The sequence below is a fragment of the Streptomyces sp. NPDC056373 genome (assembly GCF_042262425.1).
GTDB lineage: Bacteria > Actinomycetota > Actinomycetes > Streptomycetales > Streptomycetaceae > Streptomyces.
Genome location: NZ_JBHJPX010000003.1, coordinates 387,556 through 402,266, shown reverse-complemented (window position 1 = coordinate 402,266; position 14,711 = coordinate 387,556). Strand labels below are relative to the sequence as shown.

The 14,711-nt window shown below is 73.5% G+C and carries 12 protein-coding genes; 10 read left to right on the top strand and 2 right to left on the bottom strand.

The window, feature by feature from the left end:
• Positions 1-56 precede the first annotated feature (56 nt).
• Complete coding sequence (locus ACFCXS_RS08605; protein WP_376642298.1) at positions 57-761, bottom strand: hypothetical protein; 705 nt, start codon at positions 759-761, stop codon at positions 57-59.
• A gap of 397 nt (positions 762-1,158) precedes the next feature.
• Here ACFCXS_RS08605 and ACFCXS_RS08600 point away from each other — a divergent pair, with 397 nt between their 5' ends.
• The 8 genes from ACFCXS_RS08600 to ACFCXS_RS08565 are packed head-to-tail and all read left to right on the top strand — an operon-like array spanning position 1,159 to position 10,551.
• Complete coding sequence (locus ACFCXS_RS08600; RefSeq protein ID WP_376642297.1) at positions 1,159-2,238, top strand: DUF3344 domain-containing protein; 1,080 nt, start codon at positions 1,159-1,161, stop codon at positions 2,236-2,238.
• A gap of 50 nt (positions 2,239-2,288) precedes the next feature.
• On the top strand, positions 2,289-3,539 hold the full coding sequence (locus tag ACFCXS_RS08595; RefSeq protein WP_376642296.1) for a glycosyltransferase family 4 protein: 1,251 nt from the start codon (positions 2,289-2,291) through the stop codon (positions 3,537-3,539).
• Complete coding sequence (locus ACFCXS_RS08590; protein WP_376642295.1) at positions 3,536-4,963, top strand: exopolysaccharide biosynthesis polyprenyl glycosylphosphotransferase; 1,428 nt, start codon at positions 3,536-3,538, stop codon at positions 4,961-4,963. The genes ACFCXS_RS08595 and ACFCXS_RS08590 overlap by 4 nt, the downstream gene beginning before the upstream one ends.
• Before the next feature lie 5 nt (positions 4,964-4,968).
• Positions 4,969-6,309, top strand: coding sequence for an O-antigen ligase family protein (locus ACFCXS_RS08585; RefSeq protein ID WP_376642294.1), 1,341 nt, complete (start codon positions 4,969-4,971; stop codon positions 6,307-6,309).
• Positions 6,306-8,006, top strand: a complete 1,701-nt coding sequence (locus tag ACFCXS_RS08580; RefSeq protein ID WP_376642293.1) for a lipid II flippase MurJ — start codon at positions 6,306-6,308, stop codon at positions 8,004-8,006. Before ACFCXS_RS08585 ends, ACFCXS_RS08580 begins: the two co-directional genes overlap by 4 nt.
• Entirely contained in the window at positions 7,990-8,754 is a 765-nt protein-coding gene (locus ACFCXS_RS08575) for a polysaccharide deacetylase family protein (RefSeq protein WP_376642292.1), read from the top strand. Before ACFCXS_RS08580 ends, ACFCXS_RS08575 begins: the two co-directional genes overlap by 17 nt.
• Position 8,755: 1 nt before the next feature.
• Positions 8,756-9,907, top strand: coding sequence for a glycosyltransferase (locus tag ACFCXS_RS08570; protein ID WP_376642291.1), 1,152 nt, complete (start codon positions 8,756-8,758; stop codon positions 9,905-9,907).
• The gene (locus tag ACFCXS_RS08565) at positions 9,904-10,551 is read left to right on the top strand and encodes a lipopolysaccharide biosynthesis protein (RefSeq protein WP_376642290.1); all 648 of its coding nucleotides are present in this window, start codon (positions 9,904-9,906) and stop codon (positions 10,549-10,551) included. The genes ACFCXS_RS08570 and ACFCXS_RS08565 overlap by 4 nt, the downstream gene beginning before the upstream one ends.
• A 67-nt stretch (positions 10,552-10,618) precedes the next feature.
• Here ACFCXS_RS08565 and ACFCXS_RS08560 read toward each other — a convergent pair whose 3' ends face one another.
• Entirely contained in the window at positions 10,619-11,926 is a 1,308-nt protein-coding gene (locus ACFCXS_RS08560; RefSeq protein WP_376642289.1) for a glycoside hydrolase family 26 protein, read from the bottom strand.
• Between the two features lie 167 nt (positions 11,927-12,093).
• Between ACFCXS_RS08560 and ACFCXS_RS08555 the strand changes: the two genes are divergently transcribed.
• Positions 12,094-13,344 (top strand): ATP-grasp domain-containing protein, encoded by a 1,251-nt coding sequence (locus ACFCXS_RS08555; protein WP_376642288.1) that lies wholly within the window; start codon positions 12,094-12,096, stop codon positions 13,342-13,344.
• On the top strand, positions 13,344-14,612 hold the full coding sequence (locus tag ACFCXS_RS08550; RefSeq protein WP_376642287.1) for an NAD(P)-binding domain-containing protein: 1,269 nt from the start codon (positions 13,344-13,346) through the stop codon (positions 14,610-14,612). The genes ACFCXS_RS08555 and ACFCXS_RS08550 overlap by 1 nt, the downstream gene beginning before the upstream one ends.
• The last annotated feature ends 99 nt before the right edge of the window (positions 14,613-14,711 follow it).

The following is a 14,711-nucleotide window of genomic DNA, read 5'->3' as shown; positions in this document are numbered from 1 at the left end:
TGCTGGGCGGGGTCGACGACCTCCGCCCCTGCGAGCGGCGCCACGACCGGGCGGGGTCAGGATGCGGGGGTCAGTACCGGCTCCAGCAGCGGCAGACCGGGAAGCGTGACGGCCGTCTCCTCGGGTGTCGCCGGCGACGGGGCGGACGACTCGTCGGCCACATCGTCGGACGGTGCCGACAGGGCGGGTTCCTCCTGGAGCGACGGGCCTCCACCGGTCAGCGCGGCGAGGAGGTCGTCGACCCCGCCCAGCAGGTTGTCGACCGTGGGCAGCAGGCCACCGACGCCGGAGGTGACCGTCTTCAGGAGGCCGTCGACCGCCCCGACCACGAATCCCAGCAGGTCGGTCACGGGGTCGGCGGCCCGCGGCACCGACACTCCGGGCACCGCGGCGGGCAGGGCGGGAGCGGGCAGCTCTACCACCGTGGACATGAGCGAGGTCGGCACGCCGTGGGCGGCCGACTCGGCGAGGGCGGCCTTGGCGGCGGCTGCCAGCTGCGTGGCCTCGGCGGGGGGCAGCTGACCGTCGCTGTCCCGGAGCACGGCGTTCAGCAGGTCGGCGACAGGCGTGAGCTCGCCCCAGTTCAGTCTCCCGATCTGCGCGAGCCGCTCGTCCGCGCCGGGAAGCCGGGCCTCGGGCGCCACACGGTGGCCGTGCCCCCGGGACGATTCGGCCGCCATGGCGACGGGGCCGGTGATCCCGACCAGAAGGGCGGCGCAGAGCGCGCCGGACACGATGCGCCGTGCGGACAGAGCGCACATGGAGATTCCTTTCGACGGCGTTGGATCTTGAGCCCACCGTGAAAGCGCCCAGGGTTTCCCGCAACCGCTCATACGCTTTTCGGGATGTAGCAATTCCCCCTTTTGCTGCGTCCACCCTGATCAGACGGTTTGTCAGGGCGCACCCCTGCGAACCCTGACGGAGCAAGGCGGCGGCCCACGCCGAGCGGAAGCACTCCCCGGGGGACGAGTCGGCGGCCGGAACCGGCAAAGACGTGCGGTTTCACGATTCCGACACACTTGTCAGATTTCATCGAGTTTCATCGTCTATGTCCGGTTGATGACTAGAGTTGCGAACCGCCCGACGCACTCTCAGCGCGGACACATCGCATTCGTGGCGCTCGCCACGGCCCCCCGTTCGAAAGGGCAACGACCGGTCATGCGTCATTCCTTGGGCCCGCTGTTCCGCCGTGCGACCGTGGGCGTCCTCGCCCTTGCCGCCATGTGGGCGGCCGGCGGCTCTCCCTCCGCCGCACCTGCTGCCGCACCGGCGCCGGAAGCCGAGCGTCTCAACTTCACCGAGCGGTACCGCGCGCTCCAGCACGGCGGCATCGTACGCGCTGCCAACGCGTCGATCACGTGCCGCACCGGCCAGGGCTCTTCGTGTCAGGAGGTCCAGGCAGGCGGCCCCGGCGTGAACGGCGACTTCGACATGTACTACGCCGACGTCGACCGCGACGCCAACACCTACAACTCCACCCGCGGGGAGGTCCGTCTCCCCAGCGGCTCCCGGGTGACGTACGCGCGCCTCTACTGGGGTGGCAATTTGCGCGTGGGCGAACAGAAGCCGCCGCAGGACAACGGGCGCGTGCTGATCGCCGAACCCGGCGGCGAGTACAAGGAGGTGCTCGCGGACACCACGGTCGGACACCGCGTCATGGACGGCATGGACGCCTTCCAGGCCTCGGCCGACGTGACGCGGCTGGTGCGGGAGGCCGGAGCCGGCCTGTACACCGTGGCACAGATCAACATCGCCATGGGCAGGTCCACGGCCGGGGCCTGGGGCGGCTGGACGCTGGTGGTGGCCTACGAGAACCCGGCGGAGCCGCTTCGGCACCTCACGCTCTGGGACGGCTTCACCCCGCTGGGGGCCGTGGAGATCGGCCTCGGCGGCCTCGACTTCCCCGCGGGCGCGTGGGGCCGTGCGGGCCTGGTGACGTACAACGGCGACCGCGGCATCGGCGGAGACTCGTTCACCGTGACGACCGGCCAGGCCGGGTCCGCCCTCAGCAACTCCGCCAACCCCCGTGACGACGTCCTCAACTCCACCATCAGCGAGCCCGGGACGGATGCGGCACGGGTGCCCGCCCACGCCAACACCCTCGGTTACGACTCCGACGTGTTCGACCTCGGAAGCGCCCTGCAGCACGGCGGTGACCAGGCCGGCTTCCGGATCCAGTCGCAGCGGGACGCGGCCTGGGCCGGCGTGCTCTTCACCGCCGTCGACGCACGGCGGTGAGTACGTCACCGTCCGCCCGGAACGCCTTAGCCAGCGAGGAACCCGCGCACATGCACCTGTCATCCACCGCACCTCATCCCAGAGTCCTGCACCTCACCCAGCCGGTGGACGGCGGTGTCGCACGCGTCGTCACGGACCTGGTCCAGGCTCAGCTGTCGGACGGCCTGGACGTCACCGTGGCCTGCCCCGACAGCGCGCTCACCACGCGACTGCGGACGCTCGGCGCGCGCGTACGGCACTGGCACGCCACCCGGTCTCCCGGTACGTCGCTCATCCGGGAGGTACGGCACCTGGCGCGGGTCATCGACGAGGTGCGTCCGGACCTGATCCACGCGCACAGCGCGAAGGCCGGACTCGCCGGGCGCCTCGCGGTGCGCGGGCGGATCCCGACGGTCTTCCAGCCGCACGCCTGGTCGTTCGAGGCGGTCGGCGGAGGCACCGCGACCCTGGCGCTCATGTGGGAACGCTGGGCAGCGCGGTGGGCCTCGCGCGTGGTGTGTGTGAGCGAGGCGGAACGCGCGACCGGCATGGGCGCCCGGATCACCGGCCGCTGGACCGTCGTGCCCAACGGCATCGACCCGGAGCGCTTCCGCCCGGCCGTCGCGGGCGCCGTACGGGCCGGACTCGCCCCCCTCGCCGGCATCCGCCCCGAGGCACCGCTCGCCGTGTGCGTGGGGCGGCTGTGCCGGCAGAAGGGGCAGGACGTCCTGCTGCAGGCGTGGGAGACCGTCGAACAACAGGTGCCCGACGCCCGTCTCGTCCTGGTCGGCGACGGGCCGGACCACGACCTGCTTCGCGAGAACGCCCCGAGATCCGTGGTGTTCGCGGGAGCCGTCGCCGACGCCTCCCCCTGGTACCAGGCCGCCGATCTCGTCGTCCTGCCGTCCCGCTGGGAGGGCATGGCCCTGGCGCCCCTGGAAGCGATGGCCTGCGGGCGGCCGGTCGTGGTCACGGACGTCGACGGCGCCCGCGAGAGTCTGCCGTCCTCCACCTCCGCGCGGTGCCTGGTGCCGCCGGAGGACCCGACGGCGCTGGCCGAAGCCGTCACCGCGCTGCTGGCGGACCCGCTGCTGCGCGCGTCGCTCGGCGACCAGGGCCGCCGGCACGTGCTGTCCGCCCACGACGTGCGGCACACCGCCGAAGCCGTCTCGGACGTCTATCGCGACCTGCTCGGCCCATGGACCGCCACCGCCCCCAGCGCTGGGCACGGTCAGCCGCGCGACACCGGACGTGGCGCCGGGACGAACCGGCCGGCACAGCGCGTCGAGCCCACCGAGTACAGGGAGTCCATCCACTCGTGACCGCCGAACGTACCGTGCCCTCCCCCGGCGTACCGCCGCGGGACCACGGGTCCTCACCAGTCTCGGTCATGCCCCCGCGCGGCACGACCACCGGTTTCCGGTCGTCCGCCCCGCGGCCCCCGGCCCGGCCGGCCTCATCCGTGCCGCTGCTCGTGGCCGACGGCGTCGCCGCCCTCGCGGGCACGCTCACGCTCACCGGGGCCCAGCGCCACCCGCTCCTCGTCACCCTGCTGATCCTCGCCTCGCTGCTGCTGCGCCGCCGCGACGGGCGGCCCCCGGTGCCCGGGGTGCTGGACGAACTGCCCGCCCTGTGCGGCCGCATCACCGTGGCGTGGCTGGCTCTCGCGGCGCTGCTCGCGGCGTACCGGCCGGAGCACGCGTTGTCCCTGCGTACCGTGCTGACAGGCCTCGCCCTGCACACGGCGGCCGGCTGCGCGCTGCGCGGAGCCGTGCACGCGCGGCGTCGCGCCGCGCTGCTGCGCCACCCGCACACGGCACTCGTCATCGGCCCGGTCACGACCGCGCAGCGGGTGGCCGCCGCCGTGCTGCGTCACCCGCGCTGCGGGGTCCGGCCGGTGGGGATCGTCGCCGAGCAGCCGGAGGGCACCGAGACGCTGCCGGTACTGACGACCGCCGAGGAGGTCGAGCGCGCGGTCATCCAGAACGGGGTGAGGGCGGTGCTGGCCGTGCACCCCTCCGTACGCGCCGAACAGGAGCCGCTGCTGCGGGCGCTGGCCGATTCGGGCTGCGTGGTCTGGGAGGTCGACGCCGACACCCCGTCGTACGCGACGCGGGAACGGCTGGCCGGGTTCTCCTGCCGACGGCTGGACATGTCCCCGGCCCGGCGAGGCAGCGTGGCCAAGCGGACGCTCGACATCCTGGTGTCGGGCGCGTTGCTGTTGCTGGCCGGCCCGCTGCTGCTGACCTTCGCCGCGGTGCTGCGGATCTGCGACGGCCCGGGCGTGGTGTTCCGGCAGGAGCGCATCGGCAGGGACGGCAAGCCGTTCACCCTGCTGAAGTTCCGCACGCACCGCCCGGTCGACGAGCACGAGTCGGCGACCCGGTGGAGCGTGGCGAACGAGAACGAGATGCGCTGGTTCTGCCGGATGCTGCGGCGCACCTCGCTCGACGAACTGCTGCAGCTGTGGAACGTGCTCCGGGGCGACATGAGCCTGGTCGGACCGCGTCCCGAACGCCCCTACTTCGTGGCTCAGTTCAGCCAGACCTATCCCGGATACCCGGTCCGCCACCGCATGCGGACCGGCATCACCGGCCTCGCCCAGATCCACGGCCTGCGCGGCGACACCTCGATCGAGGACCGCTGCCGTTTCGACAACGCCTACATCGACGACTGGTCCCTGTGGCAGGACGTCTGCATTCTGCTGCGCACCGCCGCCACGGTGGTACGTCCCACGGGGAGCTGAGACAGGTGAGCCTCGCTCTGACACCGCTTCCCCGCCGCGACGCCGTGCTGACACCGGCCCTGCTCGTGGTGGCCGTACCGGCCTTGCTGGCGCTGCCGTTGACGTCGGACGGGGCGGGGCCCGCCGACGCGTTCTCCGGGCTGGTGGTGGTCTTCTGCGTCATCCGGCTCCTGCTCGAACGGCGGCGCCCGCTGTCGCCCGCCGCCGCCGTGATCCTGGGCCTGCCGGTCGTGGGGCTCGCGCTCTCCACCATGGGGGCGTTCTCGCCGCAGGCCGGGCTCACCGGCCTCGGACGCTATCTGCAGACCTTCGTGCTCGTTCCGGCGGCCGTCCTGCTGCTGCTGCGCGACCGGACCGGCTTCCGGATGGTGGCCTGGGCCTTCGTGGGGCTCGGTCTGTGCCAGGGGGCCCTCGGTGTCCACCAGTTCGTCACCCGGACCGGTGCCTCCTACCAGGGCGAGGACATCCGCGCGGTGGGCACCTTCGGGTCGCACGACGTGATGGGCATGGCGACGGCGGTCTCCCTCGGCCTGGTGTGCGCGGTCGGTATCGCGCTGGGCCGGGTGTCCGTACGGCAGCGGGCGGTCGCCGCCGCGTGCGCGTCGGTGCTGTTGCTGCCGCTCGCGCTCTCCTTCAGCCGGGGGGCCTGGATCGCGACGTTCCTGACGTGTGCGGTGCAGCTGGTCCTGACCGGATGGCGGCGCGCCCTCAAGGTGGCCGCCGCCGCGGTCGCGGTGGGGGTGATCCTGGTGGGCGGGTTCGGTGTGGGCTCGGTTCTCCTGCAGCAGCGCATCGGCAGCATCGCCCAGGTCGCCGACGCCCCCGACCAGTCGGTCGTCGACCGGTACACCCTGTGGGCGTCCGCCACGGACATGTGGCGGCAGCACCCGCTGACCGGGGTCGGGCTGAAGGGTTTCCCCGAGTACCGGGACGGGCACGCCACGCTCGCGCTGTCGTCGGGCAGCGAGACCGAGGGCGCGGGAGCGGTGTACCAGCGGCAGCCGCTGCTGTCTCCGCACAACATGTACCTGCTGGTGCTGAGCGAGCAGGGCCTGATCGGGCTGCTCGCGCTCGCCGGAAGCTGGCTGGCGCTGCTGGTGTGCGGGGTGCGGCGGCTCGTGCGCGTGCGTGACCACGGCCCGGGAGCCGACTGCGGGCTCGTCGCGTGCGGGCTGCTGATCTGGCTGCTGACCGACTTCATGTACGGCGACATCGGCGGGCCCTCGACGGTGCTGATCGCCGTGGCGATGGGGCTCGGAGCCTGGTGGGCGCTGACCGGCGACGCGCGCGCGGACGCGCCCCGCAGCGAAGTGCGTGAGCCCGCCGAGGAGGCCCTGGTCCGATGACGGTGGTGCCTTCGCATTCCCCCGAATCCGACACGGACGACGCGGTGACGGTGCCCCCGGCGCGGGCCGCCACCAGGGCCGGCGACGGTACCGACCAGGCCCCGGCGCCGTCGTCGGTCTCCGGGAGCTTCCTGGCCAGGGCCGCGCTCGTCACGGCATCGCTGTCCATCGCCGGTTCGCTGCTCGGCCTGGTGCGCGACCAGTCGCTGGCGCGGCTGTTCGGCGCCGGGAGCGACACCGACGCCTTTCTGGTGGCGTGGACGGTTCCGGAGTTCGCCGCCACGCTGCTCATCGAGGACGGGCTGGCGATCGCGCTGATCCCGGCGTTCAGCATGGCGCTGGCCCGCCGTGCCCGGGGCGCGCCGGGCGACCCGGTCCGCGCCCTGGTCGGGGCCACCCTGCCCCGGCTCTGCCTCGCCCTCACCGCGGTGGCCGCCCTGGTCGCCGGCACGGCTCCCTACCTGGTCCGGGCGCTCGCGCCCGGTCTGCCCGACCCCGGGCTCGCCGCCGACTGCACCCGGATCACCGCCACCTGCGTACTGGCCTTCGGGCTCGCCGGGTACTGCAGTGCCGCCCTGCGGGCACACCGCTGTTTCCTCGCGCCCGCGGCGATCTACGTCGTCTACAACAGCGGCATCATCGCCGCGATGTTCCTGCTCGGCGAGGGCTGGGGCGTGCGGTCCGCCGCGGTCGGGGTCGCGGCGGGCGGCTGTCTGATGGTGGCGGTGCAAGTGCCGTCGCTGTGGCGGCGGCTGGCGTCACCCACGCCGCACCTCGCCAGGTCCGGAGCGGTGGTCGAGGAGCGGCCGGTGCAGCTCGCCCTGATCGCCGCGGTGCTGCTCTTCGCCCTGTGCCGCCAGTCGCAGGTCCTCGTGGAGCGCTTCCTCGCCTCGGGCCTGCCGGCCGGTGCCATCTCGCACCTGAACTACGCGCAGAAGGTCGCCCAGATCCCGATGACGCTGTCGCTGATGGTGTGCACCGTCACCTTCCCGGTGGTGGCGCGGGCTCTCGCGGACGGCGACACCGCCCGGGCCCGCAGCCGTGTGGAGCGGGATCTGGCGCTCGCCTCGTGGCTGGTGCTGCTGGGCATGTGCGCGGTCGTCGCCTGTGCCCCCCAGATGATCGAACTGCTCTTCCAGCGCGGAGCGTTCACCCCGGGCGACACCGGCGCGACGGCGGACGTCATGCGTGTGTACGCGCTCGGGCTGCTCGGTCAGACGCTGGTGGGCGCCCTCGTGCGGTCCTACTTCTCGGCGGGCCGGGCCAGCTGGTACCCCCTCGGCGCGATGGCGGCGGGCATCACCGTGACGTCCTGGGTCGGCGCCGGCTCCGTGCACTCCTGGGGAGTGGCGGGGATCGCAGCCGCCAACGCCCTCGGCATCACCGTCACGGCGGCCCTGCTGCTCGCCGGGCTGCGAACGGGCCGGCCGGACGGCGCTCACGGCGTCTCGGTCCGGGTCCGGCCGGTCCTGGCCGAGCTGGGCAGGCTGGTGTCCGCCGCGGCCGTCGCCACGGCCGCGGGGGCGTTCGCCGCGAGCCGGCTGCCGTCCCCCGCCGCGGGCCTCACGGCCGGCCTTCTGACCGTGATCTTGGTCTTCGTCCCGCTCAGCTGGGCCTTCGGTGCCCAGAGTTCCGCGTCCGCTCTGCGCTCCCTACGCGCCGTCACACGAAGGCTCGCACATGGCCGTTCCCGTTGACTCCCTCGACACCGGCAGACCCCGGGCCCCGCGCAAGGGCCCGGCCCCCTGGGTGGCGATGTACCACTCGGTGGGCGACTGCTCGGACGACCCGTACCGCATCACGGTCACGCCCGCGCGACTCGGGGCGCAGCTCGCCTGGTTGCGCCGGCGCGGGCTGCGGGGCGTGTCCGTGACCGAGCTGCTCGCCGCCCGCGCCCGGGGCGAGGGGCACGACCTGGTCGGGCTGACCTTCGACGACGGATACGCCGACTTCGTCACCGACGCCCTGCCGCTGCTGCACCGCTGGGACTGCGGCGCGACCCTCTTCGTGCTGCCCGGGTGCCTCGGTGGCGACAACGCCTGGGATCCGCTCGGCCCGCGCAAGCCGCTGCTGACCGCGGACGGCATCCGGCGCGCGGCCGCCGAGGGCGTGGAGATCGGCTCGCACGGGCTGACGCACGTCGACCTCACCAAGGCGGACGACGTCACGCTGAAGGCGGAGGTCGCCGAGAGCCGCACCCGGCTCGAGGAGCTGACCGGCACCCCGGTCGACGGCTTCTGCTACCCGTACGGCACCATCGACGCCCGCGCCGTGGAGGCGGTACGGCAAGCGGGGTACACCTACGCCTGCGCCATCGACCCGGGCCGGCTGACCGGTCCGCACGCCCTGCCGCGCGTGTACGTCGGCCAGGACGACACGGCGTGGCGCCTGCACGTCAAGCACTGGCTGCACCGGCTGCGCCGCCGCCCGGTGGAGGGCCTGTGAGATGAGGGCTCTGCACATCATCACCGGCCTCGGGGTCGGCGGGGCCGAGCAGCAGCTGCGCCTGATGCTGCGTCACCTGCCCGTCGACTGCGACGTCGTGACGCTCACCAACCCCGGCGCGGTCGCCGAGGGCCTGGCGGCCGACGGAGTCCGGGTCACGCATCTCGGCATGGGCGGCAACCGTGACCTGGCCGCCCTGCCGCGCCTGGTCCGGCTGATCCGCACCGGCGGCTACGACCTGGTGCACACCCACCTCTACCGGGCCTGTGTCTACGGCCGTCTCGCCGCACGCGTGGCCGGGGTCCGGGCGGTCGTCGCCACCGAACACTCCCTGGGCGACTCGCAGATGGAGGGCCGCGGCCTGACCGCGGGGGTGCGGGGGCTGTACCTCGCCAGTGAGCGGCTCGGTTCGGCGACGGTCGCCGTCTCCCCGACGGTGGCCGAGCGTCTGAAGCGCTGGGGCGTGCCCGCGCCCCGCATCGAGGTCGTCCCGAACGGCATCGACCTCGACCGTTTCCGTTTCGACCCGGAGCGGCGTGCGTACGCCCGCCGGCATCTCGGCCTGCCGGAGGACGCCTGGGTCGTGGGCGGTGTCGGCCGGCTCGCCGCGGGAAAGCGGTTCGACGTCCTCGTCCGCGCGCTCGCCCTGCTTCCGGACGAGTGCCGGCTGCTGCTGGTGGGCGGCGGTCCCGAGGAGAGCGCCCTGCGTCGCACGGCCCACGAGGCCGGCGTGGCGGAGCGTGTCGTCTTCGCCGGCGAACGTCCCTATGTGCGCGACGACTCGGCGGGCCCCGACCTGCCTGCCCTCGTCTCGGCGATGGACCTGCTCGCGTCCCCGTCCACGGAGGAGGCCTTCGGCCTGGCGGCCGTGGAGGCCCTGGCGTCGGGACTGCCGGTGCTCTACGCCTCCTGCCCGGCCGTCGAGGACGTGCGGCCGTCCGCTGCCGCAGGCGCCCGGTGCGTGCGCGGCGGGCCCGAGGAGTACGCCCGTGCGATGGCCGAGGTCCGGGCGGCCGGTGCCCGGCCGCGCAAGGCCTCCGAGGTCGCCCACCACTACAGCATCACCCACTGCGCGGCCCGTCTCACGGACGTGTACGCGACAGCGGTCTCCAGTTCGCCGTCCCTCTCACCTCTGGGAGCCACCTCCTCATGACCGACACTCCGCCCCGTCAGCACCGCCTGTCCCCGGCTCGTCTCAGGGGCCTTCCCCTGTGGTCCGTGCTGGCCGCCGGCACCATCGTCGGGGGTCTGCTCGGCGGCTCCTACGGCTTGCTCACCCCCTCCACGTACACGGCCACGAGCTACGTCATCGCCGTACCCACCGAGAAGTCCACGCCGGACGCCGCCCTCGGGTTCGCCCAGGCGTACGGCCGGGTCGCCACGCAGCTCGCGGTGCTCGGGGACGCTCAGGTGTACGCGGGCGTGCCCGTGCGCACCCTTCAGCGCAGTGTGCGCACGGCGACGTCGCCGGACGCGCCGATGGTCGCCGTCTCGGCCACTTCCGCGCGCCCCGGGCTTGCCGTCGACATGGCCAACGCGGTCGCCCGCTCGCTGACCCGGCACGCGGACGACAGCAGTGACAGCACCCATGTGCGGCTCGTGCAGTTCTCCCGGGCGGTGGAGCCGCGCGAGCCGACGTCCGCGTCACCGGCGGTGACCGGTCTGGTGGGGGCGAGCGCCGGTGGTCTGCTGGGCGGCCTGGCCCTGCTGGCACGGCCCAGGAAGGGCGGCCGGGACGGCGAGAGCGTTCCGGCCCCCTCGGTGCCCGGGCCGGCCGCCGCCGCCGATGTGCGCTGACAACGGTGACGACGGCGGTCCCGGCCCGGCACCGCCGTCGTCAGCGGGGTCTCGGCAGTCCGGCGGATCACCACCAGTCGAAGCGGAGGCAGAGCTTGCCGCCGAGCCACTCCTCCACCCAGCTGCCGAGGTCCAGCGGTGTGCAGTCCGCCGGGGGCGGCGTCGTGCCGGGCGGGGTCGGCTTCGGCGTGGGCGTGGCGGGCGGGGCCGCCTGGTCGGTGCGGCCGAACAGGGTGGACCGGTAGACGTGGGACGACTTCGGGTTGGCTCCGCACTGCCACACACCATGCGGGCAGTAGTCGGTCAGCGTGTTGTACAGCGGCCTGTACTCGTCCATCCAGGCGAGCATGCGCCGCATGTACTCGGGATTGTCACCGTTGCGGAAGAGCCCCCATTCCGGATAGGAAATGGGCTTGCCGTGCGCCTTGGCGAAATCCACGTGGTGCTGCAGCCCGTAGGGCTCTTTCACCTGCTGGTCGAACGACATTCCGTTCGGCTGGTCATAGGAATCCATGCCGATGACGTCGACCGTGTCGTCCCCCGGATAGCATTTCGTCCAGGAAACGGCGTCCTGGCCACGGCTCGGCGTGAAATCGAACCGGAACTGCTGGCCCGGCACGGAACGCATGGTGGCGACGATCCTGTTCCAGTACTTCTTCCAGGCCTCCGGGTCCGGCCCACAGCGATGGGTGTACGTGGTGCCATTCATTTCCCAGCCGAGCACGACGATCGTGTCCGGCACCTTCAGATTCACCAACCGCTCGGCGAGGACACGGAAGTGGTGATCGAACTCCCCGGCCGCGCCGCGCCGCAGCAGTTGCCTGACCTCGCCGTCGGAGACGCCCTCCTCGTTGCGCTCCTGCATGGGGACGTTGAGGACCAGCATCCGGTCGGCCTTCTTGTTGCGCCAGTGCGCCCACGCGTCCAGGAAGTCGGCGGCACCCTCGATGTCGCGCCAGCGGTGTCCCGGCAGGTAGGTGTGGCCGACGCGGAGCTCCGTGCCGCCCAGCCAGTGGCTGAACAGCGGCATCCGCGCCACGCCACGGGCGTCGGACTTGAGGAAGACACCGAAGGGGGGAACGCCCTCGTCGGCCGCCGCGACGGTGGCCGGGGCGGACTCCGGGGCCTGGGCGACGGCCGGAGGCGTGAGGGCCGAGGGCGTGGCGGCGGGCGCCGGGGGCTCGGCGACGGCCTCGGGTGCGAGGGCCGGGGGCGTGGCGGCGGGCGCCGGGGTCGGCGCCGGGGCCCGGGGCTCGGCGGCCTGCGCCACGCCCACCTCCGCCACGAGGCCGGACGCCAGGGCGGCCGACGCGGCGACCGCTGCCGCGCCCAAGGTCAGCCGGCGGACCTTGGCCCGCCTGTGCTGTGGGGCCATGCCTGCTCCTCTGTTCGCTCTCGTCCGGAGTGCTGCCGCAATTGGTGTTATTGACGGGCAGTCATATTAGTGAGTCATAGAAAGGCCTGGAGCGCCAGTGCCCTTGCGGCTTTCGAGTGCCGGGCTCGCCCGTGCGGGTGAGCCGGTCGAAGAGAAAGAGAGAATTCGTGTCGCTGCTCGACATCCGCGTCCCCGCTGTTGTGCTGCGGATCGACCGGAATCCTTTTCACCACGGAACACTGGGGGCCGTACGCTCACTGGGCAGGGCGGGGGTGGAGGTACACGTCGTCGCTGATACCGCGGGAAGTCCCGTCGGAGCGTCACGTTACGTACGCCGAATGCACCCCCCGCCACCCCCGGGAGCGTCCACGGAGGACATTCTCGCCGTGCTGCGCCGCGTGGCCGACGGGATCGGGCGGCCCGCCGTCCTGGTCCCGATGGACGACGCGAGCGCGATCACCGTGGGGCGGGCCCGGGACGATCTCGCGTCCTCCTACCTGCTGCCCGAGATGCCCGGCACCCTGGCCGAGCGCGTCGCCGACAAGGCGGAACTGGCCGCCGTGTGCGCGTCCGCCGAGGTCCCGCACCCGGTGACGCTGACCCCGGACAGCCAGGCAGGGGTCGACGAGGCCCTGCGGCGGCTGGGGCTGCCGCTGGTGGCGAAGTGGAGCCGTCCCTGGCTGCTGCCCACCGGCAGCGGGCTGCGCAGCACGGTGCTGGTGAGGACCTCGCAGCAGGCCCGGGAGCTGTTCCTGCGCACCGAGGAGGCGGGCAGCCGGCTGCTGCTCCAGGCGTACCTGTCACCGGGGCCGGACCGGGACTGGTTCTTCCACGGGTACGCCGACCGCTCGGGCGGTGTGCGCGCGGGCGGGCCGGGCCGCAAGCAGCAGGCCTGGCCGCGGGGGGCGGGCCTGACCGCGGTGGGCTGCTGGACCCCCAACCCCCAGGTGCAGGCGCTGGCCGAGCGGCTCACCGGCGAGCTGGGCTACCGGGGCATCTTCGACCTCGACTTCCGGCGCTGCGGCGAGACGGGCCGTTACCACCTGCTCGACTTCAACCCGCGCGCCGGCGCCCAGTTCAGGCTCTTCGCGGACAGCACGGGCCTGGACGTCGTACGGGCCCTGCACCTGGATCTGACGGGCCGTTCACTGCCGGCCGGGGCTCCGCTGGCCGGGCGGGCGTTCGTGGTGGAGAACTACGCGCCGCTGGCGGCGCTGCGTGCGGCGCCGGGCGGGCGCGAGCTGGCCTGGTACGCCGCGGACGACCGCTCCCCCGGCCGGGTCATGTGGGCCCAGTGGTGCCGGCACGTGTCCCGCCGGCTGTACGAGCGGCTGGGCACGACGACGGTGCCGACGCCCCGGCGGACCCCCCGGGCGGCCTCGCCCTCCCTGACCGACAACGAGAAAGCGAGCAGTTGATGGTGTACGACCTTCTGGTGGTGGGCGCAGGCCCGTACGGTCTGTCGATCGCGTCCCACGCCGCGGCCGCCGGGCTGAACCTGCGCGTGTTCGGCCGGCCCATGGCGTCCTGGCGGGACAACATGCCCGGCGGCATGTTCCTGAAGTCGGAGCCGTGGGCGTCCAACCTCTCCGACCCGGCCGGCAAGTGGCGTCTGGACGTCTACTGCGCGCAGAACGGCCTGACGGCACGTCACGCGCAGCCGATCCCGGTCGAGGCGTTCGCGGAGTACGGCCTGTGGTTCGCGCGCAATGCCGTACCGGCGGTGGACGAGCGCCTGGTGAGCCGGGTGGCGGCCGGGCCCGGCGGTTTCACGGCGGTCACCGAGGACGGCGAGGAGGTGCAGGCGCGCACGGTGGCCCTGGCGGTCGGCGTGATGCCGTTCGTCGAGGTACCGCAGGCGCTGCGCGGACTGCATCCCGCCCTGGTGACGCACAGCAGCCACCACAGCGACCTCGACCGCTTCCGCGACAAGGACGTCACGGTGATCGGTGGCGGGCAGGCGGCCCTGGAAACGGCGGCCCTGCTCGCCGAACAGGGCACGCGTGTCCGTGTGCTGGCGCGGGCGGAGCAGCTGCGGTGGAACGACGTGCCGCCGCCCTGGGAGCGCCCCTGGTACCAGTCGGCCCGCTCCCCCCACAGCGGCCTCGGCCCCGGCTGGCGGAACTGGTTCTACGCGGAGCGCCCGAACCTCTTCCGGCGGCTGCCGGAGCCGACCCGGGCACGCATCGCGACCACGGCGCTGGGGCCGGCGGGCGCGTGGTGGGTGCGGGACCGGGTGGAGGGTGTGGTAGAGCTGCTGCCGGGCCATGAGGTCACCGCGGCCTGTGCGGTGCCGGGCGGGGTCCGGCTGGACATGGCGAGCCGTTCGGGTGCCCTGCGCAGCCTGGAGACCGAACACGTCATCGCCGCCACGGGGTTCCGGGCGCGTTGCGACCGGCTCGGACTGCTCTCCCCCGAGCTGCGCGGAACGCTGGCGGCGCTGCCGGACGGCTCCCCGCAGGTCGGGCGCAGTTTCGAGTCCTCCTTCCCCGGCCTGTTCCTGGCGGGTCTGGTGACGGCCTCGGGCTTCGGCCCGGCCATGCGCTTCGTGCAGGGCGCGTCCTTCACGGCGTCGACGCTCGTCCGCGGAGTGCGCCGCCGGCTGGGGGCGAGGCCGGTGGGCGGCATCGTCCCCGCTCCGGTGGACGGCAGCCGGAGCGAGTCGCCGTCGCCCGTGCACCGCTGACGGGGGACGCCACACGGTGACCGTGGGGCGCCGTAGGCGCCCGGCACCGCCCCCGGCCCCCCAGGTGGGGGGCAGGGGGGGGGCGCGACGTGGCGGGGC

What these genes read in the sequence shown, in the direction of transcription:
- ACFCXS_RS08600 (WP_376642297.1), top strand. Translation starts at nt 1,159, where the DNA reads ATGCGTCATTCCTTGGGCCCGCTGTTCCGCCGTGCGACCGTGGGCGTC.
- ACFCXS_RS08605 (WP_376642298.1), bottom strand. Translation starts at nt 761, where the DNA reads ATGTGCGCTCTGTCCGCACGGCGCATCGTGTCCGGCGCGCTCTGCGCC.
- ACFCXS_RS08580 (WP_376642293.1), top strand. Translation starts at nt 6,306, where the DNA reads ATGACGGTGGTGCCTTCGCATTCCCCCGAATCCGACACGGACGACGCG.
- ACFCXS_RS08575 (WP_376642292.1), top strand. Translation starts at nt 7,990, where the DNA reads ATGGCCGTTCCCGTTGACTCCCTCGACACCGGCAGACCCCGGGCCCCG.
- ACFCXS_RS08550 (WP_376642287.1), top strand. Translation starts at nt 13,344, where the DNA reads ATGGTGTACGACCTTCTGGTGGTGGGCGCAGGCCCGTACGGTCTGTCG.
- ACFCXS_RS08565 (WP_376642290.1), top strand. Translation starts at nt 9,904, where the DNA reads ATGACCGACACTCCGCCCCGTCAGCACCGCCTGTCCCCGGCTCGTCTC.
- ACFCXS_RS08560 (WP_376642289.1), bottom strand. Translation starts at nt 11,926, where the DNA reads ATGGCCCCACAGCACAGGCGGGCCAAGGTCCGCCGGCTGACCTTGGGC.
- ACFCXS_RS08570 (WP_376642291.1), top strand. Translation starts at nt 8,756, where the DNA reads ATGAGGGCTCTGCACATCATCACCGGCCTCGGGGTCGGCGGGGCCGAG.
- ACFCXS_RS08595 (WP_376642296.1), top strand. Translation starts at nt 2,289, where the DNA reads ATGCACCTGTCATCCACCGCACCTCATCCCAGAGTCCTGCACCTCACC.